General features: G+C 46.8%; 23 protein-coding genes and 2 pseudogenes. 15 read left to right on the top strand and 10 right to left on the bottom strand.

Annotated features, from left to right (window positions below):
* Nucleotides 1-9 precede the first annotated feature (9 nt).
* From mnmA to rluE, 3 genes are read right to left on the bottom strand one after another with little or no spacing between them, the layout of a single operon-like run.
* On the bottom strand, nucleotides 10-1,116 hold the full coding sequence (mnmA, locus tag K0335_RS04000) for a tRNA 2-thiouridine(34) synthase MnmA (protein WP_219393736.1): 1,107 nt from the start codon (nucleotides 1,114-1,116) through the stop codon (nucleotides 10-12).
* A gap of 53 nt (nucleotides 1,117-1,169) precedes the next feature.
* Nucleotides 1,170-1,631, bottom strand: coding sequence for a phosphatase NudJ (nudJ, locus tag K0335_RS03995; protein ID WP_000476093.1), 462 nt, complete (start codon nucleotides 1,629-1,631; stop codon nucleotides 1,170-1,172).
* A 9-nt stretch (nucleotides 1,632-1,640) separates the two neighbouring features.
* On the bottom strand, nucleotides 1,641-2,294 hold the full coding sequence (gene rluE, locus K0335_RS03990) for a 23S rRNA pseudouridine(2457) synthase RluE (RefSeq protein WP_046083206.1): 654 nt from the start codon (nucleotides 2,292-2,294) through the stop codon (nucleotides 1,641-1,643).
* A 171-nt stretch (nucleotides 2,295-2,465) separates the two neighbouring features.
* Between rluE and icd the strand changes: the two genes are divergently transcribed.
* Complete coding sequence (gene icd, locus K0335_RS03985; protein ID WP_046083205.1) at nucleotides 2,466-3,716, top strand: NADP-dependent isocitrate dehydrogenase; 1,251 nt, start codon at nucleotides 2,466-2,468, stop codon at nucleotides 3,714-3,716.
* Nucleotides 3,717-3,829: 113 nt separating this feature from the next.
* On the opposite strand, the pseudogene K0335_RS03980 reads toward icd, so the two are convergent.
* Nucleotides 3,830-4,426 (bottom strand): annotated as a pseudogene (locus K0335_RS03980) (tyrosine-type recombinase/integrase); the annotation flags it as partial.
* 92 nt (nucleotides 4,427-4,518) lie between these two features.
* Between K0335_RS03980 and K0335_RS03975 the strand changes: the two are divergent.
* Entirely contained in the window at nucleotides 4,519-5,310 is a 792-nt protein-coding gene (locus tag K0335_RS03975; RefSeq protein WP_024256460.1) for a PhzF family phenazine biosynthesis protein, read from the top strand.
* 337 nt (nucleotides 5,311-5,647) lie between these two features.
* On the opposite strand, the gene K0335_RS03970 is transcribed toward K0335_RS03975, so the two are convergent.
* Entirely contained in the window at nucleotides 5,648-6,244 is a 597-nt protein-coding gene (locus tag K0335_RS03970) for a glutathione S-transferase family protein (RefSeq protein WP_024256458.1), read from the bottom strand.
* 238 nt (nucleotides 6,245-6,482) lie between these two features.
* A complete protein-coding gene (locus K0335_RS03965) occupies nucleotides 6,483-9,752 on the bottom strand; it encodes an inverse autotransporter beta domain-containing protein (protein WP_001005012.1) in 3,270 nt (1,089 codons plus the stop codon).
* A gap of 382 nt (nucleotides 9,753-10,134) precedes the next feature.
* Here K0335_RS03965 and K0335_RS22415 point away from each other — a divergent pair.
* A pseudogene (locus K0335_RS22415) lies at nucleotides 10,135-10,278 on the top strand (hypothetical protein); the annotation flags it as partial.
* Nucleotides 10,279-10,903: 625 nt separating this feature from the next.
* Nucleotides 10,904-11,620, top strand: a complete 717-nt coding sequence (locus K0335_RS03955; RefSeq protein WP_000532935.1) for a YebC/PmpR family DNA-binding transcriptional regulator — start codon at nucleotides 10,904-10,906, stop codon at nucleotides 11,618-11,620.
* A gap of 95 nt (nucleotides 11,621-11,715) precedes the next feature.
* On the opposite strand, the gene pliG is transcribed toward K0335_RS03955, so the two are convergent.
* A complete protein-coding gene (gene pliG / locus K0335_RS03950) occupies nucleotides 11,716-12,117 on the bottom strand; it encodes a g-type lysoyme inhibitor PliG (protein ID WP_000693754.1) in 402 nt (133 codons plus the stop codon).
* A gap of 367 nt (nucleotides 12,118-12,484) precedes the next feature.
* On the opposite strand from pliG, the gene K0335_RS03945 reads away from it, so the two are divergent.
* The 8 genes from K0335_RS03945 (at nucleotide 12,485) to K0335_RS03915 (ending at nucleotide 22,207) form a co-directional block, all read left to right on the top strand.
* The gene (locus K0335_RS03945) at nucleotides 12,485-13,786 is read left to right on the top strand and encodes a M20 family metallopeptidase (protein ID WP_000773432.1); all 1,302 of its coding nucleotides are present in this window, start codon (nucleotides 12,485-12,487) and stop codon (nucleotides 13,784-13,786) included.
* Nucleotides 13,787-14,173: 387 nt separating this feature from the next.
* Entirely contained in the window at nucleotides 14,174-16,912 is a 2,739-nt protein-coding gene (locus K0335_RS03940; RefSeq protein ID WP_104920517.1) for an autotransporter outer membrane beta-barrel domain-containing protein, read from the top strand.
* A gap of 185 nt (nucleotides 16,913-17,097) precedes the next feature.
* A complete protein-coding gene (gene ymgF, locus K0335_RS22595; protein ID WP_001038935.1) occupies nucleotides 17,098-17,343 on the top strand; it encodes a cell division-associated protein YmgF in 246 nt (81 codons plus the stop codon).
* 133 nt (nucleotides 17,344-17,476) lie between these two features.
* Entirely contained in the window at nucleotides 17,477-19,063 is a 1,587-nt protein-coding gene (locus tag K0335_RS03935; protein ID WP_000626975.1) for an ABC transporter substrate-binding protein, read from the top strand.
* Nucleotides 19,063-20,037 carry an ABC transporter permease gene (locus tag K0335_RS03930; protein ID WP_000984493.1) on the top strand — a complete coding sequence of 325 codons (975 nt, stop codon included), beginning with the start codon at nucleotides 19,063-19,065 and terminating at the stop codon, nucleotides 20,035-20,037. Before K0335_RS03935 ends, K0335_RS03930 begins: the two co-directional genes overlap by 1 nt.
* Nucleotides 20,027-20,839 carry an ABC transporter permease gene (locus K0335_RS03925; RefSeq protein ID WP_000966652.1) on the top strand — a complete coding sequence of 271 codons (813 nt, stop codon included), beginning with the start codon at nucleotides 20,027-20,029 and terminating at the stop codon, nucleotides 20,837-20,839. The genes K0335_RS03930 and K0335_RS03925 overlap by 11 nt, the downstream gene beginning before the upstream one ends.
* Nucleotides 20,833-21,606 carry an ATP-binding cassette domain-containing protein gene (locus tag K0335_RS03920; protein WP_000950215.1) on the top strand — a complete coding sequence of 258 codons (774 nt, stop codon included), beginning with the start codon at nucleotides 20,833-20,835 and terminating at the stop codon, nucleotides 21,604-21,606. Before K0335_RS03925 ends, K0335_RS03920 begins: the two co-directional genes overlap by 7 nt.
* A gap of 13 nt (nucleotides 21,607-21,619) precedes the next feature.
* A complete protein-coding gene (locus tag K0335_RS03915; protein ID WP_219393735.1) occupies nucleotides 21,620-22,207 on the top strand; it encodes an ATP-binding cassette domain-containing protein in 588 nt (195 codons plus the stop codon).
* A 371-nt stretch (nucleotides 22,208-22,578) separates the two neighbouring features.
* Here K0335_RS03915 and minE read toward each other — a convergent pair whose 3' ends face one another.
* From minE to minC, 3 genes are read right to left on the bottom strand one after another with little or no spacing between them, the layout of a single operon-like run.
* Nucleotides 22,579-22,845: a cell division topological specificity factor MinE gene (gene minE, locus K0335_RS03910; protein ID WP_001185664.1), complete on the bottom strand. Its 267-nt coding sequence runs from the start codon at nucleotides 22,843-22,845 to the stop codon at nucleotides 22,579-22,581.
* A 3-nt stretch (nucleotides 22,846-22,848) separates the two neighbouring features.
* Complete coding sequence (gene minD / locus K0335_RS03905) at nucleotides 22,849-23,661, bottom strand: septum site-determining protein MinD (RefSeq protein WP_219393734.1); 813 nt, start codon at nucleotides 23,659-23,661, stop codon at nucleotides 22,849-22,851.
* A gap of 23 nt (nucleotides 23,662-23,684) precedes the next feature.
* Complete coding sequence (gene minC, locus K0335_RS03900) at nucleotides 23,685-24,392, bottom strand: septum site-determining protein MinC (protein WP_000072531.1); 708 nt, start codon at nucleotides 24,390-24,392, stop codon at nucleotides 23,685-23,687.
* A gap of 124 nt (nucleotides 24,393-24,516) precedes the next feature.
* Here minC and K0335_RS03895 point away from each other — a divergent pair, with 124 nt between their 5' ends.
* The 3 genes from K0335_RS03895 (at nucleotide 24,517) to K0335_RS03885 (ending at nucleotide 26,069) form a co-directional block, all read left to right on the top strand.
* Complete coding sequence (locus K0335_RS03895) at nucleotides 24,517-24,810, top strand: YcgL domain-containing protein (RefSeq protein ID WP_000882813.1); 294 nt, start codon at nucleotides 24,517-24,519, stop codon at nucleotides 24,808-24,810.
* A gap of 50 nt (nucleotides 24,811-24,860) precedes the next feature.
* A complete protein-coding gene (locus tag K0335_RS03890) occupies nucleotides 24,861-25,520 on the top strand; it encodes a fumarylacetoacetate hydrolase family protein (protein WP_000284290.1) in 660 nt (219 codons plus the stop codon).
* Nucleotides 25,521-25,622: 102 nt separating this feature from the next.
* On the top strand, nucleotides 25,623-26,069 hold the full coding sequence (locus K0335_RS03885) for a YcgN family cysteine cluster protein (RefSeq protein WP_200754458.1): 447 nt from the start codon (nucleotides 25,623-25,625) through the stop codon (nucleotides 26,067-26,069).
* Nucleotides 26,070-26,442: the final 373 nt, after the last annotated feature.

Raw genomic sequence — 26,442 nt, 5'->3', positions numbered from 1 at the left:
AGATAATAATCAGACCGGCAGCGGCAGACGCTGCTCAATAATACCGCCACCGAGGCACACTTCACCGTTATAGAAGACGGCAGACTGGCCCGGTGTCACGGCGGCAACGGGTTCATCAAAAATCACTTCAATGCGATCGTCGTCCAGCGCCTTGACGGTGCATGGGATGTCGGTCTGGCGATAGCGGGTTTTTACCGTGCAACGCATAGTGCCGGTGAATGGTTCGCGATCGACCCAGTGCAGCTGCTGGGCAATCAGACCGACAGACATCAGACGCGGGTGTTCATGGCCCTGCGCAACAATCAGAATGTTGTTTTCGACGTCTTTATCGACCACATACCACGGTTCTTCGGTGCCTTCTTTGGTGCCACCGATACCCAGACCTTTACGCTGACCGAGGGTGTGATACATCAGCCCCTGGTGCTCGCCAATTTCATCGCCGTCAACGGTAATGATTTTGCCCGGTTGCGCCGGGAGATAACGGCCCAGGAATTCGCGGAATTTACGTTCGCCAATAAAGCAGATCCCGGTAGAGTCTTTTTTCTTCGCGGTAACCAGACCGAGATCTTCAGCAATCTTGCGCACCTGCGGCTTTTCCAGTTCGCCGACCGGGAACAGACTTTGCGCAATCTGCTCATGGCTGAGCGTATAAAGGAAGTAGCTCTGGTCTTTATTGCTATCCAGACCACGCAGCAGGCGGCTCTTACCATCGACATCGGCACGACGAACGTAATGACCGGTAGCGATATAATCGGCACCTAAATCTTCGGCGGCAAATTCGAGGAAGGCTTTAAATTTGATCTCTTTGTTGCACAGAATATCTGGGTTCGGCGTGCGACCGGCTTTATATTCGACAAGGAACAGTTCGAAGACGTTGTCCCAGTACTCGGCAGCAAAGTTAACGGTGTGCAGTTCAATGCCGAGCTTGTCGCAGACAGCCTGGGCATCAGCCAGATCCGCTGCCGCTGTGCAATATTCCTCACCGTCGTCTTCTTCCCAGTTCTTCATAAACAGGCCTTCGACCTGATATCCCTGTTGTTGCAACAGCCAGGCAGAAACGGAGGAATCGACACCGCCGGACATGCCGACGATTACTTTTTTTGCGGTTTCAGACATTGGATCACTCACGACATTGAACTTCAAGGCGGCGTATTCTATCACGCAGCCTTTTAGATGACACCCTTTGTAAAAGGCCAGTTAAAATCGCCAATCATCTCCAGCGGATAGCGTTGCCCGCTTTGATAACAACGAATACTTTCCGCCACCAGCGGCGAACGAAGATTTGACGCCTGTAAAATTTCTTCGGCGCTGACCCAACGGCAGCAGTCGATATCGCTGTCATGAGGCTGCGTCGGGCATATTTGCTCAAGCTCAATGGCAAAGAGGAAACGCAAAAACGGCGTTTTATCAGGCGCAATCCACTGATGCATACGAATAAAGTGTTGCGGCTGCGCGCTAATGCCAGTTTCTTCCCACAGCTCACGGGCGGCGGCTTCCACTAAGGTTTCATCGGCTTCCAGGTGCCCGGCAGGTTGGTTCCATAACGCTTTACCATTAATCGTCTCTTCAACGACTAAAAATTTGCCTTCTGCGTGCACCACGCAGGCAACGGTAACGTGCGGTTTAAACATTTTGCATCCTTAATCTGTCACGTCTCGCCATTCGCCATTGGCAAGATTATCCAAAGAGTAATCATCCATCGCATAGCGAATCAGTCGCAGCGTGGGGAAACCAACATGGGCGGTCATGCGGCGCACCTGGCGATTACGTCCTTCATATAAGGTGATCTTAAGCCAGCTGGTGGGAATACTTTTTCGTTCACGAATTGGCGGATTACGGGGCCATAACCATTCCGGCTCCTCAACCATCTCCGCACCTGCGGGCAGGGTAGGGCCATCATTTAAGGTTACGCCATTGCGCAACGCTTCAAGGGCGTCTTCCGTGGGAATACCTTCTACCTGTACATAATAGATTTTCCCGGTACGTTTACCCGGCTGGGTTAAACGCGCCTGCAAAGCGCCGTTATTGGTCAGCACCAGTAACCCTTCGCTGTCGCGGTCGAGACGACCTGCCGCATACACTCCCTGAACCGGGATGAATTCTTTTAATGTTTTGCGTCCGGCTTCATCGGTGAACTGCGGAAGAACATCGTAGGGTTTATTGAACAGGATCACACGCGTGGGCTGGTTTTCAGGTTTTCGCCTGGTAGAACGTTGCGAGCTGAATCGCTTAACCTGGTGATTTCTAAAAGAAGTTTTTTGCATGGTATTTTCAGAGATTATGAATTGCCGCATTATAGCCTAATAACGCGCATCTTTCATGACGGCAAACAATAGGGTAGTATTGACAAGCCAATTACAAATCATTAACAAAAAATTGCTCTAAAGCATCCGTATCGCAGGACGCAAACGCATATGCAACGTGGTGGCAGACGAGCAAACCAGTAGCGCTCGAAGGAGAGGTGAATGGAAAGTAAAGTAGTTGTTCCGGCACAAGGCAAGAAGATCACCCTGCAAAACGGCAAACTCAACGTTCCTGAAAATCCGATTATCCCATACATTGAAGGTGATGGAATCGGTGTAGATGTAACCCCAGCCATGCTGAAAGTGGTCGATGCTGCAGTCGAGAAAGCCTATAAAGGCGAGCGTAAAATCTCCTGGATGGAAATTTACACCGGTGAAAAATCCACACAGGTTTATGGTCAGGATGTCTGGCTGCCTGCTGAAACCCTTGATCTGATTCGTGAATATCGCGTTGCCATTAAAGGCCCTCTGACCACTCCGGTTGGTGGCGGTATTCGTTCTCTCAACGTAGCTCTGCGCCAGGAACTGGATCTCTACATCTGCCTGCGTCCGGTACGTTACTATCAGGGCACCCCAAGCCCGGTTAAACACCCTGAACTGACCGATATGGTTATCTTCCGTGAAAACTCGGAAGATATTTATGCGGGTATCGAATGGAAAGCTGACTCTGCCGACGCTGAGAAAGTGATTAAATTCCTGCGTGAAGAGATGGGCGTGAAGAAAATTCGCTTCCCGGAACATTGCGGTATCGGTATCAAGCCGTGTTCTGAAGAGGGCACCAAACGTCTGGTTCGTGCCGCGATCGAATACGCAATTGCTAACGACCGTGACTCTGTGACCCTGGTGCACAAAGGTAACATCATGAAGTTCACCGAAGGCGCGTTTAAAGACTGGGGTTACCAGCTGGCGCGTGAAGAGTTTGGCGGTGAACTGATCGACGGCGGCCCGTGGCTGAAAGTCAAAAACCCGAACACCGACAAAGAGATCGTCATTAAAGACGTGATTGCTGACGCATTCCTGCAACAGATCCTGCTGCGTCCGGCTGAATACGACGTTATCGCCTGTATGAACCTCAACGGTGACTACATTTCTGATGCTCTGGCAGCGCAGGTTGGCGGTATCGGTATCGCCCCAGGCGCAAACATCGGTGACGAATGCGCGCTGTTTGAAGCCACCCACGGTACTGCGCCGAAGTATGCTGGTCAGGACAAAGTTAACCCAGGCTCTATCATCCTCTCCGCTGAGATGATGCTGCGCCATATGGGTTGGACTGAAGCAGCTGACCTGATTGTTAAAGGTATGGAAGGCGCAATCAATGCGAAGACCGTAACCTATGATTTCGAACGCCTGATGGAAGGCGCTAAGTTGCTGAAATGTTCAGAATTTGGTGATGCGATCATCAAGAACATGTAATCTCTACATGTGTTAAATATTGAAACGGGCGTATAACACGCCCGTTGTTTTATGATGATGTAAAATTTTCCCCCAAACTTTCCCCAAAACCCTTCCCCAAAACTGGCTATTTTCTATGCTGTTTTGATATCTACGATAACCCAGTCTTTACCACGATCATCATTGTATCGGTCGGTCATTTCTCTGGATTTATGACCTGGTAACTTTTGCGTATCCAGACCCTGTTCCCGATATAACCGTTCTGACAGAGATCGCTGCTCATGAAATGTGGGCGCAGTTCCTTGCTCCCATTTTATGCCACATTTTTCCCTGGCCTTTTTAAAAGCCGTTGTCAGAGTATTTGCAGAAACCTGGTCTCCTCTGTTTGCTTGAGAGGTAGTGTGACGGTAATGGACCAGATATTTACTAACAACAGCATCCCTGCACTGAGATATAACTTCACGAAGGGTAATATTCAGAGCATCGCATTTCAGGTTAAGCGGAATAGCAAGTTTTGAACCGGTTTTTTCCTGAGTAATGTGCAACATGTCGTCCCAGATATCAGAGAATTTCAAATTGCAGATATCGCCTAAACGTTGTCCAGTAACAAGAGCAAGTAGCATCCCGCATTTTAAATAGGGCTGCCGTCTGCTTACGCTGTCAAATATTGCCTGCCATTCGGGCAGTGATAATCTTTGGCGGTTTACTCGATTTCGCGGTTGTTTTGTCGCGTTCTCTGCGGACGTTGAAAGAATTCAAAAAATACGTTGTTAACACATGGTAAGGTATGGGCTATTCCGGTGGCGATCCAGAGGTTTTTGTAATGCGACAAATCGATTTTTACATGGTAGATGCTTTTGCTACTTCCACATTTGAAGGTAATGCCGCAGCTGTTTGTCCTCTCACAGAATGGTTGCCCGATGAGACATTACTGAAAATGTCTAAACAGCATAACCAATCAGAAACCGCTTATTTTGTCCCGACTGAAAAAGGTTTTGAGCTGCGCTGGTTCACCACTCAGGCGGAAATCAATCTGTGCGGACATGCAACATTGGCCGCTGCTCACGTCATCTTTGAACATCTGAACCATCCGGGCGAGACTATCCAGTTTGATACCCGGTTTGTTGGTCCATTGACGGTGACACGCAACGGTGAATGGCTGACGCTTGATTTTCCTGCCTGGAAAACTGAACCCGTCACACCACCGTCATTACTGCTGGAAGCGTTAGGTATTACAGAATACATAGAAGTGCGCGTGGCGCGTGATTACATGGTGGTGCTGGAGAATCAACAGCAGGTTGAAGCAGTACGACCGAATATTAATGCCATGCTGCCTCTGGGAAAAATGGTTTGTATCACCGCTCCGGGGGAAGGGGAATACGATTTTGTCAGCCGTTTCTTCTGTCCGGGTGAAGCCGTAGTGGAAGACCCCGTCACAGGTTCAGCGCACAGTATGCTCATTCCGTACTGGGCGGAAAAACTTAATAAGACACAAATGATGGCGTATCAGGGCGCCGAGCGCGGCGGGGATTTACGCTGCCAGCAAGTCGGGGAACGTGTCCACATCGGCGGGCAGGCAACAACGTACCTGGCGGGTAAAATACTGTTGCGCTAGAACATACGGGATGTTGTTCGAAAGTCAGGTCTGCTGTTTGATCATGGCAGACCTGATGGTGGGGCTGGCAGTTCGCTCCGTGTCAGGAGCGGATGTTGCTTTTCAACTTTTATTGTCCTAAAAGTTAATGATCCAATGTAATAGTTGAGCGGATTTGCGTTTGAATTCAGGACTAAAATTTCTTCTTTTCATTTGTGCACCTGGATTGTTCTGAGGTCGCATATCACCTCTGTTCAGGTGGGCAAATTCAGTAAATTACTACAGTTTGTCCCCTCTGTGCCAGGAACGGAATTTGGGAATACAACTGTGCTTAAATACCATAATGTTACAAACTTTATTAAAGATTATTCTTTTCACAAGCTTTCACGAAAGTTGGTCGGCTCTGGGTTCTAACTATATAGCAGTTAGTTTCTGTGTTAACGTCTAATCCGCACAGTTTTGCCCATTGCAACGTGTGTGAGAGAAAAATGTCAGCTAGAGTAAAATTATTTCCCGCGATCCAAGTATGAGCCGTGTTGAAGTGAATTTGGTTGATAACCTTGGCTGCTTCTTCTCTAAGATAATTCATTAAGTTTGTGGAGCGTTGATTTTCTGGAGTGAATGTGATGTGTTTGAGCAACCCCCATACCGGAGCTTCTAAATCGGTGAGGGTGAAGCTTAACCAGGAATTAACAGAGGCTTTTTCAACCAAGTTTGCGGGGTAAAGAGTGACATTTTGATGTTTTTCACACAGGTAGGTACATATGGCTAAAGTCTCACTTATTGAAACTTCTTCGTCTATCAAAAAAGGAACTTTCCCAAAAGGGTGTGGTGATTTCACTTTAGAATCTGGATTAAAAAGATCAACTCTTACGGTATCGTAAGATATTCCAATTTCTTCAAGTGCCCAAAGTACTCTGAGAGATCTACTTTTAGGGTAAGTATAAATCTTTATTTCAATACTCCTTTATTTACCAACTTGTATAAAGAAACGATTAGTTGATGTCAAAAAGTCTATACATGACTCAAAGCGAACTGTCAGAGTTGATAGTTCTGGCTACGTATACTGTCAGTTCGAGTCTGAGTGGGTACAAGTTAACTGAAGTGCTATATGTACAACTATATACGTAGGGCTGAGTAACAAGTACTGTTCCTCAGTCCTACATTTTATCCTCAGCTACTTACTATTACCTCTAAAGTTCAAAAACACACACGCGACCATAAATATTGGCACTTGTAAGTTCGCCATCAAACTCATTAAACTTACCTTCTTGTATGCCAGGGAATACATTGTTTTCGATACTAAGAAGCGCCCAGCCACTCGCTGCTTGAGCACTGGGGGTCCATATGGTTGGATGGCTAACCAAACCTTCGCTTACTAATGTTTTTCCCCACTCTGCCCATAACGTCCCAACCTTAGGTATATTTGCTTCATTATTCAGTTCAGATTTCTCTGGCACTTTTCCGTTGGCTGTTATACAGGAGTCAACGAGTCCGACAGGATTCCCAATAGAGTTACTGTCCGGTTTAAACCATTTCCTAATTTGAAATTCGTACATAAGTGTTAACGCTCCTTCGACTGTGGGGATTGCGGTTATTCTAACTTTAGACCCGGAGGTAGGATTTGAAATAAATTTAACAATAGCAGAATCGCTCTGTTTATTTACTGTGACCCAATCACAATCTTTTGTTTTGTCACCACACGTGACTCGTAGATTATAATTATTAACACCTACAATGAAATTATTGCCAGTTATTGTAAAGGTTGCCCCTCTGAAACCTGTGGTTGGGAACCTTGGCGTTTGAGAACTAGCAAAACCCACCCCTCCAACAATTATAGAGCCATCCATGTTTCTCGGTTGCGCAGTGATATTATATGTGGCTGTTTTCTCGTTCTTCCATGACATAAGTTTTAGTGATGCCATCAGTCCATTGCCCACACTATCAGCTATATATTCTATTGTGTATTCACCGGCTTCCCCGGTTTCTGTCCAGCTATTTTTCTGCAAGGCATGTTCAACAGACAACAGGGCATCTTTATTCAGGCTTCCTGCCATCCCACTGATCGGCTTTCCATCCTTATCTTTCAGTGACAGTTTCAGAATTATAGGTTCTTCGTCTTCGTACTCACTGTAATTGGTAGTAAAAGATGATTTTGTCTCATCGAATGTCCTGCTCAGCGTCACCTTCACCGCGTCACGCGCCGCATTCTCTCCGCCAACCTGCGGCATGATACTCACCTCACCCTGCGATGTCCCTTTCAGGGTTGCTGTATAGACTCCTTTTTCCGCACCTTTCACGAAATCCTGCAGGGCTATAGTCATTCCCACAGGCATATCAATCGCTGCTTTTACATCCAGGTTGTCTATCGCATTACCATAGCTGTCCTGCGCGTTGTAGGTGATTATCGCTTCCTCCTGACCATCTGCAGCAATCTCTTCCTTGTCGCTGCCAAGTGTCGATTTATCGATATTAACGTCACCTGGATGGATGGTATACGGGGCAGTGGTTTTGTTTCCGTCGGTAAGCTTCAGCGTCGCTCTGTGACCTTCCTTCGCTCCCTGCGCGACATAAAGCATCTTGTAAGTACCATCTTCCTCTTCCTGCCACTCCGCACCGTCTTTTGATGACATCCCTTCCACAGTCACCACTTCTCCCTGCAGCAGGGCTTTCTGGTCACTCACAGGATGCTGCAGCGTATCTTTCAGCATTACCGTCACGAATACTTGCTCCCCTGCGTGGAAATTCTGTCCGGCCTGGTCTGCCCTGGTGGCGGCTGATGACAGGGTTATTGTTGAATACTTTGCCACTGGCACAACATCACTGAGCGTCACTGTGACCGGTGCTTTAGTCGCAGGTTTACCGTCCACCAGGGGCATCACGCTCACCGTCCCCTTCATGCTGCCTTTCAGCCCGGCGGTGTATTCACCGGGGGTTTTCGTCTCCGTGAAGAACTCACTCAGGCTGAAATTCAGTCCCTCCGGCGCCGTGAATCCGGCAGTCACCTTCAAACCACTGACCGCCTTACCGTCCGTGTCCCGGGCGAGGAAGGTCAGGTGTGCCGTGTCCACCCCGTCCGGCTTCAGTATGGGTTTGTCACTGGTCACTTCCGAGTCCTCTGCGCTCAGTTGTGGCGCCTGCACCACCACGGTACTCTCTTCCCGGTTACTGCGGTTGCCTTTCACATCCTCCGCCGTCACCGCCACCCGGTAGGTGTTATCGGTGTCCGGGGTGGCTGTGTAACGGTACGCCGGCAGGGTCACTGTCACTTGGTTGTCCGCGGTACTGATAACACCTCCGGCTGCCGTTAATGTTGCCGCATCGGTCTGCAATGTCTTCAGGGCATACTTACTCTGCAGCGAGGCCACCAGAGGTTTCTGCTCGCCGCCTTTACCGGTCACCGGGTCGTTAAGCTGCAGCTTCACCAGCTCCTTCTTGCGGTACTCCAGCACAATGTTGTTGTTACGCTCCACCAGGTCATGGCGGCTGCCGGAGAGGCTGCGGCGGTATGCCACCGCGTCCGGGTCAAGCTGGCGGGCCAGGCTCACCCCCGGCGTGTAGCTCAGGTTCAGGCCAAAACGGGTGTCGTTCTCACCCCCCTTGCCCTGACGCTGCTCCGCACTCAGGGAGACCAGCGGCACCGGGGTGTAACTCACCCCGGCGGTGAAGGCATGCGGGTCTTTCTGCCGGTGGTCACGACCAAACAGCGCCACCTCATCCCCGTAGTACTGTTCATACATCAGCTTCGCCCCCAGCTGCGGGTACGCGGGTAAATATCCTTCCGCCCGCACATCCCAGCCGTTCGCCGGACGGGCTTCATAGTCGTAATCCAGCTCTGGTGCATCCCGCCAGCCGGTGAGACGCAGGTAACCGTTAGCCCCGAGCTTCAGGTTATCGCGCCAGTATTCACCCCCGAGGCCCATCCGGCTGTGGTAACGGGTCAGGTCGTGGTCGAAAAACAGGTTCACCCCGGTCATGTAATCCGGCATAAAGTGACGCCAGCCGGTGCCGGTGTTGAGCTGGTTGCGGTCATCAGTGCGGTGAATGCTGTGCTGGGTGAAGATGATATTTTCCGGGGTGTCGTACCAGGGCAGCAGCAAATCAAGGGCCGAGCCTTTGAGGGTGAAGTGCTCATCAGCGCTCAGTGTCACCCGGGCAGTCCCCCACTGGCTCAGCCATTCCTGAAAGGCCGCCTGTGCCGCGCCGGTGGCATAACCCCGGGCCATGTCAGCCGCCTGGTCGCCACTGACTCCGCTGGTGAGCATACTGCCGGCCTGTGAGGCGAGTCCGGCCAGCCGGGCATCCTCATCCGCAGTCGCTGCGGTGGTGGTGTCTGCCACCGGTGCTGTCACCCGGAAAGTCCCGGTGGCTGTCGCCGCCACCGGAAAGGCCACCTGGGTGGCGATACACAAAAAAGCCACCGCCCGTGTCAGCGGTCTGTGGCGAAACGTGTTTTCATTCATAAAACATTCTCCATGTCATCTGTTCTGATATCCCGCAGCCACCGGCAGACGGTCTTCCTCTGCCCTTAACAAGGGGCACAGGAAGAGCGTCCGGCAGTCGGCGCAGAAAAACGGGGCAATAAAAAACGGTCAGACAGCAGGGGTAAGGGCAGGGCAGAGGTGCTGCCGGGAAAAAAATGTGTCGGCCGGGAGGCGGGTTGCCGGAAGTACCATGCATAGCAGGCTCATCGTATCAGAGGAAAGAGGATCCCAGTCTGCCGGGCGTTATGCCTGCTGAAAATCCGGTAAACACCGTATCCCCCTGTATTATGGGAGGCAGATGACAGAATCAGCCCGTTAAGGCGTTACTGTGGATTTGACGATACTGCTTACTGGCCTCCTCCGAATTACCAAAGACTCAATGCTGGATATCGACCGGGCTATGCCAGTGAAAATCCGCATCGAGTGCCATATGCCAGATCGCCGTCGCCGTGATCTGGTCAATCTGCAAAAGGCTGCTTTCGACGCACTCACCAAAGCCGGTTTCTGACCGAATGATGTGTAGATAAGAAGCAAAAGATCCGCAGGTGGCCTTTTTGATCCCTTTTTTGATCAGATTTGCAAGCTTGCTAGCCAGTTCCGGGCTGTCACCTGTTTGCCAGGCATCTGCTCCTGGATAATTCATTTTTACTTGCTCAACCGTAATCATTAAAAGTTCTTCTTAATCGCTGGTGAAAAGAAACGTTATTTTGATATAAATGATAGTATAACCCCCTAAAAATGAATGGAAATATCAATTAAATCAGATGGTTGTAAAAATATGATTTCAACTAATAAAAGGACAATTTAATGATACTTATCATTAAATATCAGTTGATTAAGAATAAAACTGTTTTTAAAACGCTTTCCAGATGGTTAGTAGGGATTATCACATTATTATTGTCTTAGATATTATTACAGCGTTTCAATTATTAAGAATAAATAGCAAAAATCAAATCAGAAAAATAATCGGGTAATATTATTAATTAATGAAAAATTAAAGTGCCGCTTTACATTTAACTTATATTTAATTCTCATAGACGAAAATTTTTATGTTGTGATATAATATGCTGAAAAAATGCAGGTTATCAATCTGTTAGTAATGTAAATAAATTTCCGAGGAGATTATTCCAGTGGGACGTAAATGGGCCAATATTGTTGCTAAAAAAACGGCTAAAGACGGTGCAACGTCTAAAGTATATGCAAAATTCGGTGTGGAAATCTATGCTGCTGCCAAACAAGGTGAACCGGACCCAGAATTAAACACATCTTTAAAATTCGTTATTGAACGTGCGAAGCAGGCACAAGTCCCAAAACACGTTATTGATAAAGCTATTGATAAAGCCAAAGGTGGTAGCGATGAAACGTTCGTACAAGGACGTTATGAAGGCTTTGGACCAAATGGCTCAATGATTATCGCTGAAACGTTGACTTCAAATGTTAATCGTACGATTGCAAATGTTCGCACAATTTTCAATAAAAAAGGCGGGAACATTGGTGCGGCAGGTTCTGTCAGTTATATGTTTGACAATACTGGCGTGATTGTATTTGAAGGAACAGATCCTGACCATATTTTTGAAATTTTACTTGATGCTGAAGTTGATGTTCGTGATGTGACCGAAGAAGAAGGAAACATCGTTATTTATACCGAACCTACAGACCTTCACAAAGGCATTGCAGCTCTAAAAGCAGCGGGTATTACTAAATTCTCAACAACAGAATTAGAAATGATTGCTCAATCAGAAGTTGAACTTTCACCAGAAGATTTAGAAATCTTTGAAGGGCTTGTTGATGCCCTTGAAGATGATGATGATGTTCAAAAAGTATATCATAACGTTGCAAATCTCTAATTATAAATTAAAGAAGTCTGTCTTTATGGCAGATTTCTGAATCTTTGATTAAAGTTAGCAGAAATAATGACGGGGCTGTCCCCGTCAGTTTCGATTTATTTGATCTGTATGTTTATATTGTATTTTTTAGTTTTATCTTTACGGGCATCATTACGTGTTTGAAGCACTCTCAGTTCATATTTTCCCGTTGCGGGAAGGGTGTATTGACCATTGTTATCAAGTTCAGTGGAATATCTTGAGAGATCAACTGAGTCGCTGATGCCTGACCCGAAGAGGATAATATCAGCCCCCTCATTAGAAATACTGACGTGTACTTTCTGACCTTTATGGGCATAAAAGTTATATGTGTCGTAATCGTATCCTTTTATTTCGCCTGAGTACTGGGCGCTGCTATGACCTTTCCTGAACTCGACATTGACATCCTTACCTGAAGCAAAGCCCGTTGAGGTCAACAGTGCAAAAAGAAAAGCGGCTTTGCTAATGCCCTTGATTTTCATGTGTGCTCTCCTTTGTCAGGGTTATAACGATGAATTATTATAATATAATAAGTTGTGGTGGATGTGTTTCATTTCTTAGTAACTAAATTCTTCTCTCAACAAACAAATAGCCAGCCATCATCTCAGCAACCTTACAGATGAGTTTACGCTCTCTAAGCTTATCGCAAACAACGCGGGTAATTTCTTTTAACAACTCTTGAATCAACTAAATTCATACGTTATTAAAATATGTCATAAAGTCATTAAAAAGTTAATAATCATCAATGTTGATATTTGCATGTCGTGTTTAATAATTTGATTTTTATTGACTATTTTCAGGTTTTACGCAAATCTCAATTGCACAATAAAATAACCATCTGGAGATTATGTGAAACTTAATAAAGCCACACTGTTTACCTCGTTATTATTCTGTACGGGATTATCGTTTGCATCAACAACATGGATGGAAGAGGGCATCAATAAAAACTACGCCGAAACTGTTCAGTTGCGCAGAGATATACACCGGCATCCAGAGTTGGGTAATCAGGAAATAAATACCCAACAAAAAGTGGTTAATTACCTTAAACAACAAGGTATAGAGGTCGTAACCGGTTGGAAAAATGCACCTACCGCTGTGATTGGCATCATTAACCCTGATAAAAAGAACACAGTTGCTCTGCGTAGTGAGCTTGACGCTTTGCCGATTAAAGAAAACACCGGTTTGTCATTTGCGAGTCAGAGTACCGGGCAATTTATGGGGCAAGAAGTGCCGGTATCACATATGTGTGGTCACGACGTGCATATGGCAATGTTGCTTTCTGCAGCAAAAATATTGCAACAGAACAAAGACAAGTTTAATAACCGGGTAGTGTTAATTTTCCAGCCAGCGGAAGAGGGCGACAGTATCCATGATCTTTTTGATGAGAATCTTCCTGTAAGCGGGGCCAATGCTCTTGTGCAGGATGGCTTAATGGAAAAATATGCCATTAAGCGCGTGTTTGGTATTCACGTTATGGCAAGGCTACCTGCAGGGAAAATGTGGATTGCGCAAGGACCGGCGTTGAATAGTGTCGATGATTTCATTATTAAGGTTGAAGGTAAACAGTCTCATGGTGCGATGCCGTGGGCCGGAAGTGATGCCACGCTTACAGCTGCAAACATTGTTGTCGCGTTACAACAGATTGTCAGCCGTAATGCTGATTTATCCTCGGGAATGGGCGTAATCACTGTGGGCAAATTGACCGCAGGTGAAACCGCAAATGTGATGAGCGGGAAAGCGGAGATGGTTGGTACAATTCGCAGTAATAATGCCGATATTCGTCAAACCTTGTTAACGCGCATTCCTCAGGTTGCCGAAGGTATTGCGGACGCGGCCGGAGCGAAAGCTATAACGCAAATTGTGAAAATATATCCAGTGACAATGAATAATCCGCAGTTGGTCGAGACGATGGTTCCGTTGCTGCAAAAACAGGGCATTGATGCTGAGATCAACAACTGGAATCCTGGCGCATCTGAAGACTTCAGTTTTTATGCCCAAAAAGCACCGGGTATGTTTATGTTTCTCGGTGCTGATGCTGCCGGAACGTCTGATGTACAAAATAATCACAGTGATAAATTTAACGTAGATGAAACCACCATGCGCACGGGGGTGATGGCTCATCTGGTAGCAGCAACGTCGGAGCTTGAGTAACATCTGTTGACACTACATTAAAATACAGTAATACCTGCCGAGAAATTCGGCAGGTTACTTTTCAGAGCTCTCAGAGATTTATATTTCAACAGTATAGTTATTACAATATATTTAATATGTTGGCATAATGGTTTCATGGTGAAATGATTAGTGTGTGTAAAGTTTGTTTATTTCAGTATAATCCATAACTCTGTTATTCAGTTATGTACAGTGTCAGAAGAAATAAAAATTATTAAGTGTTACTGATTATATTATTATTTCTTACGTATATTAATGTATTTAGATTTCTTGTTTTTTTGTTTTTGCCTTTACAGTCAGTTTTGGTAGTCTGGGCTTATAGGTTACGTAATCAGGAATGTTTTTATCCAATGAATGGATGGCTAATCTATGAAACAAAATAAATTACCAGGGTTTAGCCTGGGATTAATCGCTCTGGCTGTGAATAGTGCATATGCTGATATTGTGATAACGCCTTCAGATGATAATCAGCATGCAGTGATAATAAATTCAGATACCGTCAATAAGAAGGTGTCAAATTCCATAGTCTATACTAATAGTAATTCAAGTTATGGGGTTTCTGTTAGTGATGTTGGAGTTGAGGCAACTATAGAGAACTCATTAATAGTAACATCTGGGGGGCAAGGAGAAAATGGGATTACCTCCAGCGCTGTCGTTAGTGAGTATGGTGCAACAACCACTATGGATGGGGTTAATATTGTATATACATCAGGCGATTATTCAGCAGGACTATTAAGCCAGGTTAATGATAAAGATTTCGATAACTCTGATGTCGCTGATCAAAACACTATAATCAAAGCAAATGGCTTGAATATCATTATTACAAAAGGAAAAAATGCGTCAGGCGTTTTGGCTTGCTCCAATCCTGGCGATAATCGAACCTGTGTTGATGAAGTGGATGATGTTAAGGATGAGCAGAATGATCATGAAATTGTTAGCCGTGCAGACTTAAAAATGACAGGGGGGGTAATACAGACCACAGGAGATAGAAGCTATGGTGCATATGCTAACGGGGAAAAATCTTTTATCCAGTTAGATGATGTAATGCTTGCCACTCATGGTGAAGAAAGTCATGCAATTGCTATCAGGCAGGGGAGTATAACGTTTGAAAATAGCCTGATATCTACGGAAGGAGAAAGCGCAAGCATTGCCAAAATCCATAATGGTGGCACGTTGACTTTAACAAATGTCATCGCAACCACAGATAAAGGAACAGGGTTGTCATTCTCAGGAAATATAAATTCTGCTGATGTCACACTGTCAAATACACAGCTTAACAGTTCCTCAGAAGTTATAGAAGTTAATAATTCTTTAGCTTCGATTGAGATAGGAAATCAGAGTATATTGTCATCAGCTAATAATGTTTTAATCAATAACACTGAAAGTGAACTGGTAGTTAAGGCTTCTGATTCGACCCTCTATGGTGCGGCGTTAATAAATAATGAGACGGCATCAGAGATTAAAACTGATCTTTCACTTTCTGCAGGTACTCGATGGTATATGTCAGATTCCTCTACAGTAACCAATCTGACAAACTCTGAGAGTAAAATCTATCTGTCAAACTACGAGAGTCAAACCTTTGATAAAGGTCGTGAGTTAATAGTTAATGGTGACTATCATGGTGATAATGGTTCGCTCTATTTTCGAACGGTATTAAATGGAGATGATTCGCCAACAGATAAACTAGAGGTCAAAGGAAATACATCTGGTTCAACGAATGTTTATGTCACAAATGCCGGCGGTACAGGTGAAGCAACAATCAATGGTATTGAGCTGATCACAGTCGGCGGTGATTCCAGTGGTGTATTTAATCAGGTTGGCAGGATCACCGCCGGAGCTTACGAATATGAGTTAAACAAAATCAATAAAAACTGGTATCTGACAAACTTCCTGATTGATGACGCCCCATCAGGTGATGATGATGTAACTCCGCCAGACTCAGATGATGATACTCCGCCAGATACCGGCGATGAGGACATTACTCAACCGGATTCCGACGATGAAGATGTTACTCCGCCGGACAGTGGTGATCCTGTACCAAATCCCGACGAAGGTAATGACGACAGTGTTCTCCCGGATACGGACTCCGGTAACAACATCAACCCAGCCGGAAACAGCATTCCTGTTTTGCGCCCGGAAGGGGGAAGTTATGTTGCCAACCTGGCAGCGGCAAACACTCTGTTTTTGATGCGCCTGAATGATCGAGCAGGTGAAACGCGTTATATCGATCCTGCCAGAGAACAGGAACGCACAAGCAGATTATGGCTACGCCAGATCAGTGGGCATAACGCATGGCGTGATAGTAGTGGACAATTAAAAACCACTTCACATCGCTATGTAACACAGCTTGGCGCGGATCTGTTCACCGGTGCATTCTGCGAAAAAGGTAGCTGGCGCTTTGGTGTGATGGGAGGCTATGCCCGTGACTATAACTCAACTCATTCCTCGATTTCCGGTTACCGTTCAAAGGGTAGCGTTAGAGGTTACAGTGCCGGTCTGTACGCCACATGGTTTGCTGATGAGGTCAGCAAAAAAGGGGCTTACCTCGACACCTGGGCGCAGTACAGTTGGTTTAAAAACAGTGTGAAAGGCGATGAGCTGGCTTACGAAAGTTACAGTTCGAAAGGGGCAACTGCATCTATAGAAGCAGGATACGGTTTTTCCCTGAATAAACACACAGGTTTAGAAAACGCGAAATATGAATGGATCTTCCAACCCCAGGCTCAGGCTATCTGGATGGATGTTGATCATAACGCCCATACTGAAGCCAATGGTACTCGTGTCGAAAACGAAGCGAGCAACAACATTCAGACCCGATTGGGATTTCGCACCTTTATCCGCACGCAGGATAAAAACAGTGGTCCGCATGGTGATGACTTCGAACCTTTTGTTGAGATGAACTGGATCCATAACAGCAAAGATTTCGCCGTTTCCATGAATGGCGTGAAAGTTGAGCAGGAAGGGGCGAAAAACCTGGGCGAGATAAAACTCGGTGTTAACGGTAATCTGAGTCCTTCCGCCAGTGTCTGGGGTAACGTCGGCGTGCAGCTCGGTGACAATGGTTATAATGACACCGCCGTTATGCTTGGTTTCAAATATAAATTCTAACCTGTAGAAGGTTGTGCCGTGGTGAAAAATACACCACGGCACAAGTCATTGATCAAATATTCAACGAATATAAATCAATACTGAATCATTTCAGAGATTCAGTAACATTTCCCGTCTGTATTCTTCTTACATTTGCTTGCTAGAATATTAACAAGCTTTAAGATAGGGTTGTTAATTGCAGTAATATGAACAAAAACAAACCGTTAGACATTGTCAGGCTTTACGCCATTATCTCGGCATTCTTTATTATCCTCACCTTTCTGGTGATTTTATTTGGCGCCCATGGCTCATGGTTTGCCAATTTCCTGGTTGTGGTCAATTTCATTAACGCAGTGATGTGGTTCTTAATTAACCTTATTAACCGGCTGCGTATGAAATTAGCGCACAAAGACTACAGAGTGTCGATGAAAACACCAGACAGAAGGGTATGACGTTTTTATAAAATGATCATACTTTTCTGTCCTGTGTCATATTTTCTATTGACCGGGTCAATCATAATGCCTTCCCAGGCGCCCCGGACATCTGTTGTCAGGGGGATGAATTGACGATTGATCGGGAAAAAAAATGATTACGGCTAAACGGGCACTGGTGGCATGTGCGCTGACTTTCGCACTCACTTCCTCACTCTACGCAGCAGAACAACCTCAAGATGGACGTACTCTTAAACTGGCGATTGGTGCTGAACCAACCGAAGGTTTTGATCCCATGCTTGGCTGGAGCCACGGCAGTTATTTCCTGCTTCATGGCCCGTTGTTAAAGCAGAATGCCGATATGAGTTGGGGGAATTTACTGACTGAGAAAGTTGCAACCAGTGATGACGGTAAAACCTGGACCCTGACATTAAAGCCCGATCTTCGCTTCTCAGATGGTTCTCCGCTCACTGCCGAAGACGTTGTTTTTACCTACAATAAAGCAGCGAAAAGCGGTGGGAAAATCGATATGGGGAACTTTAGTAATGCTCGCCAGATCGATAAACGCACAGTCGAAATCACGCTTAGCCATCCGCAAAGTACCTTCGTAAATGTGCTGGGTTCGTTGGGCATTGTTCCGGCAAAAGAATATGATGAGAAAACGTTCGCTCAGAAACCTATTGGTGCAGGCCCATATCGACTCGTAAGTTTCCAGCCAGGACAACAATTGATTGTTGAAGCCAACCCCTGGTATGCCGGAAAGAAAAACGACTTTAATCGACTGGTATTTGTTTTCCTGGATGAAGATAACGCCTGGGCTGCAGCACGCAGTGGTCAACTGGACCTCGTGCGTATTGCCCCGTCAATGGCTGCCTCGCCACAGCAAAAAAATCTCAAACTCTGGGTACGTGATAGTGTAGAAAACCGTGGCATTGTTTTTCCAATGGAGCCTGCCGGCAAAAAAGATGCGAATGGCTATCCTGTTGGTAACGATATCACCGCTGATGTCGCCATCCGTCGGGCGATTAACTACGCCATTGACCGCAAGCAACTCGCCCAGCAGGTCATGGAAGGTCATGCCATTCCGGCTTATAGCGCAGTTCAGGGACTACCATGGCAGAATCCTGTCAGCACATTCAAAGATGGCGACCTCAATAAAGCCCGGGCAATTCTCGATCAGGCTGGCTGGAAAATGGGTAAAAACGGCGTACGAGAGAAAGACGGGAAGGCAGCAAATCTTACATTATGGTACGCCAGCGGTGACAGTACCCGTCAGGATCTGGCGGAAGCCGTCCGCGCAATGCTGCAACCACTGGGGATTGCGGTTTCGTTACAGTCAGGAAGTTGGGAAACGGTAGAGCGGAATATGCATGCCAATCCGACGCTTTTCGGCTGGGGAAGCCTCGACCCTATGGAGCTGGTTCACCACTATAGTGGACAGGCTGCGGGTGTCGAATATTACAACCCCGGTTATTACCGCAATACCACCGTTGAACAGCATTTAAAACAGGCGCTGGATGCACCGGACTGGCAAAAAGCCGTTCCATTCTGGCAGCAGGTTGAATGGGATGGTCAAACCGGTGCGGGGGTACAGGGGGATGCAGCGTGGGCGTGGTTACTCAATATTCAACACACTTATCTTGCTAATCCATGTATCGACCTGGGTAAAGGCGCACCGGAAATTCATGGTAGCTGGTCACTGCTAAATAACTTGTCTGACTGGAAATGGACTTGTCGTTAATGATGCGTATTGCCCATCATTTGCTGCGGTTGGTAACTCTGCTAATGCTGGTGGCGGCAGGTACATTTATGCTGCTAAGTTTCTCGCCCGTTGACCCCATCCGTGCCTATATCGGTAATGATCTGCTGCATGTGCCACCAGAACAATATGCCCGTATTGCCGCACGTTGGGGGCTTGATCAACCATTATGGCAGCGTTTTGCTCACTGGTTTTTCCGTCTGTTACAGGGAGATTTAGGTTATTCGATGCTGTATAACGCCCCGGTTGCGAAAGTGATCGGCGAGCGTTTTGCTACCTCCTTTGCCTTGTTGGCCGGCGCATGGCTGTTGTCGGGCTTGCTGGGAATTTCAGCGGGATTTCTGGCCGGGCGCTATTTGCACCGCTGGCCCGATAAACTGATCTGTCGAGCGAGTTATCTCCTGTCATCATTACCTACATTCTGGATAGGGCTGCTACTGCTGGCCTTATTTGCCGTTCGCTGGCCCGTCTTGCCGGTTTGCTGTGCCTGGGAACCTGGTAACAGTGGCGATGTCGCTACTGTTACCGAACGAATACGCCATTTGATCTTACCTGTATCTGCTCTCAGCCTTTTGGGTATGGGGCAGATCGCACTACATACTCGTGAAAAAATAGCCAGTGTAATGGGCAGTGAATTTGTCCGCTTTGCCCGTGCACAGGGTGATGCTGGCTGGTCACTATTGGGTCATCATGTGCTGCGTCATGCCATTACGCCTGCTCTGTGTTTGCAATTTGCTTCTTTGGGGGAGTTGCTTGGCGGAGCGTTGTTGGCTGAAAAGGTTTTTGCTTATCCTGGCCTTGGTCAGGCAACTATCGATGCCGGATTGCGTGGTGATGTGCCGTTGTTATTGGGCATTGTACTCTTTAGCACGTTGCTGGTTTTTGTGGGGAATAGTCTGTCTGCATGGCTGGTGAATCGGCTGAATTATGCGTTGGAGCGGCCAGATGCTTTATAACCCAGCTCCAGTTCTCCTTCGGCTCTTCGTATCTGCCTCTTTGCTGCTCATCATAACCTGTTGTGGCGTGCTGGCATTACAGGACCCCCTGGCAGTTAATCTGTTGGCTCGCCATTTGCCTCCCGATACACAACACTGGTTTGGAACGGATAACCTTGGGCGTGATTTATGGATCCGATGCTTTCAGGGAGCATTAACCAGCTTACAAATTGGTGTTGGCGCTGCGTTATGTAGCGGATTCATTGCGTTAATGATGGCGGCAATTTCGCGGATAAATCGACACTTCGATACACTCGTTCGCCTGCTTACTGATGCAATGTTGTCGATGCCGCATCTACTGCTGTTAATCCTAATTTGCTTTACGTTGGGAGGGGGGAAAAACGGTGTGATTATGGCCGTCGCGTTTACTCACTGGCCGCGCCTGGCATTGATCCTGCGGGCGGAGGCAGAACGGGTGGCGCAGAGTGATTACCTGATGTTAACCCGACGAGCAGGTCGCCGTGCGTTGTATTGCTGGCGTCATCACTATCTTCCCGCATTACTGCCGCAGTGGCTGACAGGCACTTTGCTTATGTTTCCTCACGCAGTCTTGCATTCGGCAGCCCTGAGTTTTCTGGGATTTGGCCTCGCACCACATGAACCTTCGCTTGGTTTACTGCTGGCAGATGCATTGCGTTTTATCAGCTACGGTAACTGGTGGCTGGTTTTATTTCCTGGTTTGATGCTCTTTATTCTGGTGATGTTATTTGATCAACTGGCAAGAGCAGTTCAGCAGTTATGGTTAAGGAACGATAAATGTTGAGTTTGCAACAAGTGACTCTGGAAGTCGCACGCTATCGTTGGTTTGGTGCCAAGCGCTGGTCTCCTTTACTGGAGGATATTTCTTTTGAGCTCGCGCCAGGTGAGTTGGTGGCGTTAGTGGGTGGCAGTGGGGAAGGGAAAAGCCTGTTATTGCAGTCACTACTCGATTTGCTGCCAGACAATATCCGCTTAACGGGGAAGATATCCCTTAATGGCTCACCTGTGGATAATCATCGTTTGCGACAACTGCGTGGCAAAACATTCAGTTATGTGCCGCAGGGCGTGCAGGCGCTAAATCCGATGTTGGATGTGCAAAAACATTTGCAACGGGCGTATCAATTAACGGGTAAAAACTGGAATATCCACCATGTGACGCAACTGCTGGCACAAAATCAACTGGAATCCTCCGTTCTTCGGCGTTATCCACGACAGCTTTCTGGCGGTATGGCGAAACGTGTCCTGGCCTGTCATGCAGCGTTAAGCGATTGCCGGTATATACTGGCTGATGAAATTACTGCATGGCTGGATGCACCACTGGCGCATCAGCTCATGCAACAATTGCAGGGCTTGTGCAAACAAGGTTATGGGGTGCTATGGGTGACACACGATTTAATGCTGGCCGGGCAGTATGCTGACCGCATTGTCTCGCTTCATCGGGGGCGAGTCAGCGATAACCTTAGTCGGGAACAACTTCTGCAAGGCGAGATGAGCGAACAATTAAAGCGTCAGTGGCAGGCATTGCCAGAAAAAAATCTGCTTTTTGTCTGAATGGGGAAGAAGAATGCTTAGCTGTCGTGATCTGCTCATTCGTCAGGGGGAGAAAGTCCTTTGGCAGAATCTGTCATTTTCCTTAAGACCGGGCGAGCGGCTGGGGCTCAGTACTCCAAGCGGCAGCGGAAAAACCACACTCGGCAGAGTTCTGGCTGGCTGGCAAAAACCGTTGTCAGGGGAGGTCCTGGTTGATGGTAAGCCGCTTGCGAACTGCGGTTATTGCCCGGTACAACTTGTACCACAACATCCGGAATTAACGTTTAATCCCTGTCGCAGCATTGCCGACTCTTTACAGGATTTCTGGTCACCGGATGCTGAAATGATGGCGCGCTTACATATTGCACCTGAATGGCTAACGCGGCGTCCGGGTCAACTTTCTGGCGGTGAGCTTGCCCGACTGGCGTTGTTACGAGCACTCGATCCACGTACGCGCTTTCTTATTGCTGATGAAATTACCGCACAACTAGATCCGGCAACTCAGCGTGATGTCTGGACGTTCTTGCTGGAATTGTGTCAGCGTCGTGCATTGGGCATGGTGGTAATAAGTCACCAGAAAGCGTTAGTGGCGCAAGTGTGCTCATCATTACTGGTTGAGTGAATTATGCGCGCTAAGTGCAAAAAACAGGCAATTATTCCTTCTGATGTATTTATGTAAACTATAGTTATTGCATGGACAATCTGTCTTGTGTATTATTCGCTCCGGTCACAAGGGGGATGAGTTAGCTACCCTCAGGCAAATTGCCGGTGACGAATATTACCGCCATTAGCTCATCAGGAAGAGCAAACGACAAACGACAAAAGGATTGTTGGAAGGTACGGGGTTCGAGGCCTCGATGGCGGTCCAAATTTTAAGGCCCAGGCATTTTGTCTGGGTTTTTTATTGGCTGAAAAGCGCTAAAAATATAAAAATTGAGTCACAAAAAAAGGCAGAAATAATCTGCCCTTCTTTGAGAATATTCTTATCGAACGTTATTTCAGCTCTTCGGCTTCCGGCAATGTCACGTTAAGTTCGAGGATGGAAATATCACCATCTTTTTGCTCAAGCTGTACAGTGACCATTTCAGGATCGATTTGTACGTATTTACAGATCACATCAAGAATATCTTTGCGCAATTGCGGTAAGTAATGTGGCTCAGCATCGCTGCGGCGACGTTCAGCTACAATAATCTGCAGGCGTTCTTTAGCGATGTTCGCTGTGTTCTTTTTCCGCGAGAGAAAGAAATCAAGTAAGGCCATAACTTATCCTCCGAACAGGCGTTTGAGGAAACCTTTCTTTTCTTCTTCAATGAAGCGGAAAGGACGTTCTTCTCCTAACAGGCGCTCAACGGTGTCGGCATACGCTTTACCCGCATCGGCTGTGGCGTCGAGGATCACTGGCTCACCCTGGTTAGAGGCGCGGAGCACAGACTGATCTTCAGGGATCACACCAACCAATTTAATGCGCAGGATCTCCAGCACATCTTCCATACTCAGCATATCGCCTCTGCTCACACGGCCCGGATTATAACGGGTCAGCAGCAGGTGCTCTTTAATCGGTTCTTCACCATTTTCAGCACGGCGTGATTTTGAGGCCAGAATACCTAAAATTCGGTCAGAGTCGCGCACTGAAGAAACTTCCGGGTTAGTGGTGATAATGGCTTCATCAGCGAAATAGAGCGCCATCAGTGCACCTGTTTCGATACCGGCGGGGGAGTCACAGACAATAAATTCGAAGTCCATCGCTTTAAGATCGTCGAGAACTTTGGCGACACCTTCGCGGGTGAGTGCGTCTTTATCGCGTGTTTGCGAAGCAGGAAGAATAAACAGGTTATCAGTACGTTTGTCCTTAATTAACGCCTGATTTAATGTAGCATCACCCTGAATGACGTTAACGAAGTCGTATACGACGCGGCGCTCACAACCCATAATCAGATCGAGATTACGCAGGCCAATATCAAAATCGATAACGACAGTTTTCTTTCCCTTCTGGGCCAAACCAGTAGCGATGGCCGCGCTGGAGGTGGTTTTGCCGACGCCACCTTTACCCGAAGTAACAACAATAATGCGTGCCATAGAAATTCCTTGTTAAAAAGGGATCAATTTAACGGTTGAACTGACAAAGCGTTATCTGCCAGCCGCAGACGTGCCGCTTTGCCATAAAATTCTGCCGGGATTTTATCACTCAGCCAGTAAACACCTGCAATAGATACCAGTTCTGCCGTCAGGTTGGTACAAAATATTTGTGCTTCACGATCACCCGCTGCTCCCGCAAGCGCACGACCACGCATCATGCCATACACATGAATATTGCCATCGGCGATGAGTTCTGCACCAGCACTGACGTGATTAGTCACTATTAGATCACATTGTGGAGCATAAATTCGCTGACCGGAACGTACGGGAACATCTATTAATCGCGTTTTTGTGATGGGGTTAGCGTTTTGCACCGGAGTGGCTGGGGTAATAACCTCAGCAGGGCGGGAACGCGCAACTTTCTCTTTACCTTCAGTCAGTAAGGGAAGCCCCATCTCATCAATTTCAGCTTTCAGTGAGGCATCTTTACAGCCGCTGACGCCAATAATGCGCAAACCTGTGGATGACACTGCTTTTTGTAGCGCAGACCAGTTAACCGGGCTTTCAAGGTCACCGACATTGATAACCACTGGTGCATGTCGTAAAAAAGCAGGAGCTTGCGCGATTTTGTCTTCCAACGCCTGACGAATAACCTCTGGTTCAGCCTCATGTAAATGAACCACTGATAAGGTGAAGCTGCTGCCTTTAAGCTCGATTGGCGTGTTTGACATCCTGGCCTTACTCAATTAGCTAATTATCTTCCCGGTATGGGGAGATATTCCGAAGTCCAGAAGGCATGTTATAGTCACTATTATATTCAGGCAAGTCACCATCCCATTAATTCAGAGTAAATGTATGCTTTGTGTGATCTATAGAAGTAGTAAACGTGATCAGACCTATTTATATGTCGAAAAAAAAGACGATTTTTCACGTGTTCCCGAAGAGCTGATGCAGGGATTCGGTAAACCACAACTGGCGATGATTCTGCCGTTGGACGGGCGTAAAAAATTAGTCAATGCTGATATTGAAAAAGTGAAAAAGGCGTTAACCGAGCAGGGATATTATTTGCAGTTACCGCCACCACCAGAAGATTTACTGAAACAGCATCTTTCTTTGACCGGGCATATCCGTACAGAGAGTGATCAATAACGGGTAGTCTCCAGGTCATTCCTGAATATCACTTAGCGTAGGGGAAAACTATGTACCAACATCATAACTGGCAAGGTGCGCTGCTCGATTACCCGGTAAGTAAGGTTGTTTGTGTCGGCAGTAATTATGCCAAACACATCAAGGAGATGGGCAGCGAGACGCCAGAGGAACCGGTGTTGTTTATCAAACCGGAAACGGCATTGTGCGATCTCCGTCAGCCGCTGGCTATCCCGAGCGATCTTGGTGCTGTCCATCATGAAGTTGAACTGGCTGTACTGATTGGTGCGACCCTGCGTCAGGCCACAGAAGAGCATGTACGCAAAGCCATTGCGGGTTATGGCGTTGCGTTAGATCTGACGCTGCGTGATATTCAGGGAAAAATGAAAAAAGCAGGGCAACCGTGGGAAAAAGCGAAAGCCTTTGATAATTCTTGCCCAATTTCGGGGTTTATCCCTGTTGGGGAATTTGACGGTGATCCCCAGAATACATCATTAGGTTTGAAGGTGAACGGTCATGTGCGGCAGCAGGGAACTACTGCTGATATGATTCATCAAATTGTTCCGCTTATCGCTTATATGAGTAAGTTCTTCACCCTGAGAGCGGGGGATGTCGTACTGACTGGAACGCCAGAAGGCGTAGGTCCCCTGGTGAGTGGCGATGAGCTGGAAATCAACGTCAATGGTCATTATTTGATCACTCGCGTATTGTAATATCTTGTATACAGATTCTGCCGCTCTTTGGGGCGGCAATACTTGCATCGATCTTACGAAGTGGTTATAAGAAGCGCCTTTATAGCAATGGTGGATACCCTGATGAGCGACATACCTTTTTGGCAAACTAAGACCCTGGAAGACATGACTGATGCCGAATGGGAGTCGTTGTGCGATGGCTGTGGTCAATGTTGCCTGCACAAACTGATGGATGAAGATACCGACGAGATCTATTTCACCAACGTCGCCTGCCGCCAGTTGAACATCAAAACCTGTCAGTGCCGCAACTACGAACGTCGCTTCGAATATGAACCAGACTGCATTAAATTAACGCGGGAAAACCTGCCCACATTTGAATGGCTACCTGTGACGTGTGCTTACCGACTGCTTGCAGAAGGTCAACCGTTGCCGAAGTGGCATCCACTGATTGTCGGTTCGAAAGCAGCAATGCACGCAGAGCGTATTTCTGTTCGTCATATCGCAGTAAAAGAAAGCGAAGTTGTCGACTGGCAGGACCACATCTTAAATAAACCTGACTGGGCGCAGTGAATTCGCCCGTCCATTATTTCCTCTCTTGATATAATCAGAAATCTATTTTCACTTCAGGGATGGTTTATGGTGGAAATAGATTTTTATTTTCTGAAAAACACATTTTTCTTAATGATATTTTGGTTGTTGAAATATAAACTGCTTATCATTAGCTTGCTTATATTTGTCATGCATCAGGTTGCATTTTCTGTATCTGCAGAGTATTTGGCCTTAGGCTTCCTCCCATTCACGACCAACGAAAACATTGTTTAAATGTCACTGATGCTCTGTCCTGCAACGTGAATTATTTAGAGCATAATAAATTGCATAAATAAATTTTCATCTATTTTGCATATATATCACGAAATTTGGCGTATACCTCTTTGGCATTAAC

Origin of the sequence: Escherichia sp. GZ89 (assembly GCF_019366485.1) — a bacterium.
GTDB classification, from domain to species: Bacteria; Pseudomonadota; Gammaproteobacteria; order Enterobacterales; family Enterobacteriaceae; genus Escherichia; species Escherichia fergusonii.
Note: the sequence above shows the minus strand (reverse complement) of the source record. Positions and strands in the feature narration are given on the sequence as shown.

Bases quoted from the DNA above. Each gene is read 5' to 3' on its own strand.
- mnmA (WP_219393736.1), bottom strand. From the start codon at position 1,116: ATGTCTGAAACCGCAAAAAAAGTAATCGTCGGCATGTCCGGCGGTGTC.
- nudJ (WP_000476093.1), bottom strand. From the start codon at position 1,631: ATGTTTAAACCGCACGTTACCGTTGCCTGCGTGGTGCACGCAGAAGGC.
- rluE (WP_046083206.1), bottom strand. From the start codon at position 2,294: ATGCGGCAATTCATAATCTCTGAAAATACCATGCAAAAAACTTCTTTT.
- icd (WP_046083205.1), top strand. From the start codon at position 2,466: ATGGAAAGTAAAGTAGTTGTTCCGGCACAAGGCAAGAAGATCACCCTG.
- K0335_RS03975 (WP_024256460.1), top strand. From the start codon at position 4,519: ATGCGACAAATCGATTTTTACATGGTAGATGCTTTTGCTACTTCCACA.
- K0335_RS03965 (WP_001005012.1), bottom strand. From the start codon at position 9,752: ATGAATGAAAACACGTTTCGCCACAGACCGCTGACACGGGCGGTGGCT.
- pliG (WP_000693754.1), bottom strand. From the start codon at position 12,117: ATGAAAATCAAGGGCATTAGCAAAGCCGCTTTTCTTTTTGCACTGTTG.
- K0335_RS03940 (WP_104920517.1), top strand. From the start codon at position 14,174: ATGAAACAAAATAAATTACCAGGGTTTAGCCTGGGATTAATCGCTCTG.
- ymgF (WP_001038935.1), top strand. From the start codon at position 17,098: ATGAACAAAAACAAACCGTTAGACATTGTCAGGCTTTACGCCATTATC.
- K0335_RS03935 (WP_000626975.1), top strand. From the start codon at position 17,477: ATGATTACGGCTAAACGGGCACTGGTGGCATGTGCGCTGACTTTCGCA.
- K0335_RS03930 (WP_000984493.1), top strand. From the start codon at position 19,063: ATGATGCGTATTGCCCATCATTTGCTGCGGTTGGTAACTCTGCTAATG.
- K0335_RS03925 (WP_000966652.1), top strand. From the start codon at position 20,027: ATGCTTTATAACCCAGCTCCAGTTCTCCTTCGGCTCTTCGTATCTGCC.
- K0335_RS03920 (WP_000950215.1), top strand. From the start codon at position 20,833: ATGTTGAGTTTGCAACAAGTGACTCTGGAAGTCGCACGCTATCGTTGG.
- K0335_RS03915 (WP_219393735.1), top strand. From the start codon at position 21,620: ATGCTTAGCTGTCGTGATCTGCTCATTCGTCAGGGGGAGAAAGTCCTT.
- minE (WP_001185664.1), bottom strand. From the start codon at position 22,845: ATGGCCTTACTTGATTTCTTTCTCTCGCGGAAAAAGAACACAGCGAAC.
- minD (WP_219393734.1), bottom strand. From the start codon at position 23,661: ATGGCACGCATTATTGTTGTTACTTCGGGTAAAGGTGGCGTCGGCAAA.
- minC (WP_000072531.1), bottom strand. From the start codon at position 24,392: ATGTCAAACACGCCAATCGAGCTTAAAGGCAGCAGCTTCACCTTATCA.
- K0335_RS03895 (WP_000882813.1), top strand. From the start codon at position 24,517: ATGCTTTGTGTGATCTATAGAAGTAGTAAACGTGATCAGACCTATTTA.
- K0335_RS03890 (WP_000284290.1), top strand. From the start codon at position 24,861: ATGTACCAACATCATAACTGGCAAGGTGCGCTGCTCGATTACCCGGTA.
- K0335_RS03885 (WP_200754458.1), top strand. From the start codon at position 25,623: ATGAGCGACATACCTTTTTGGCAAACTAAGACCCTGGAAGACATGACT.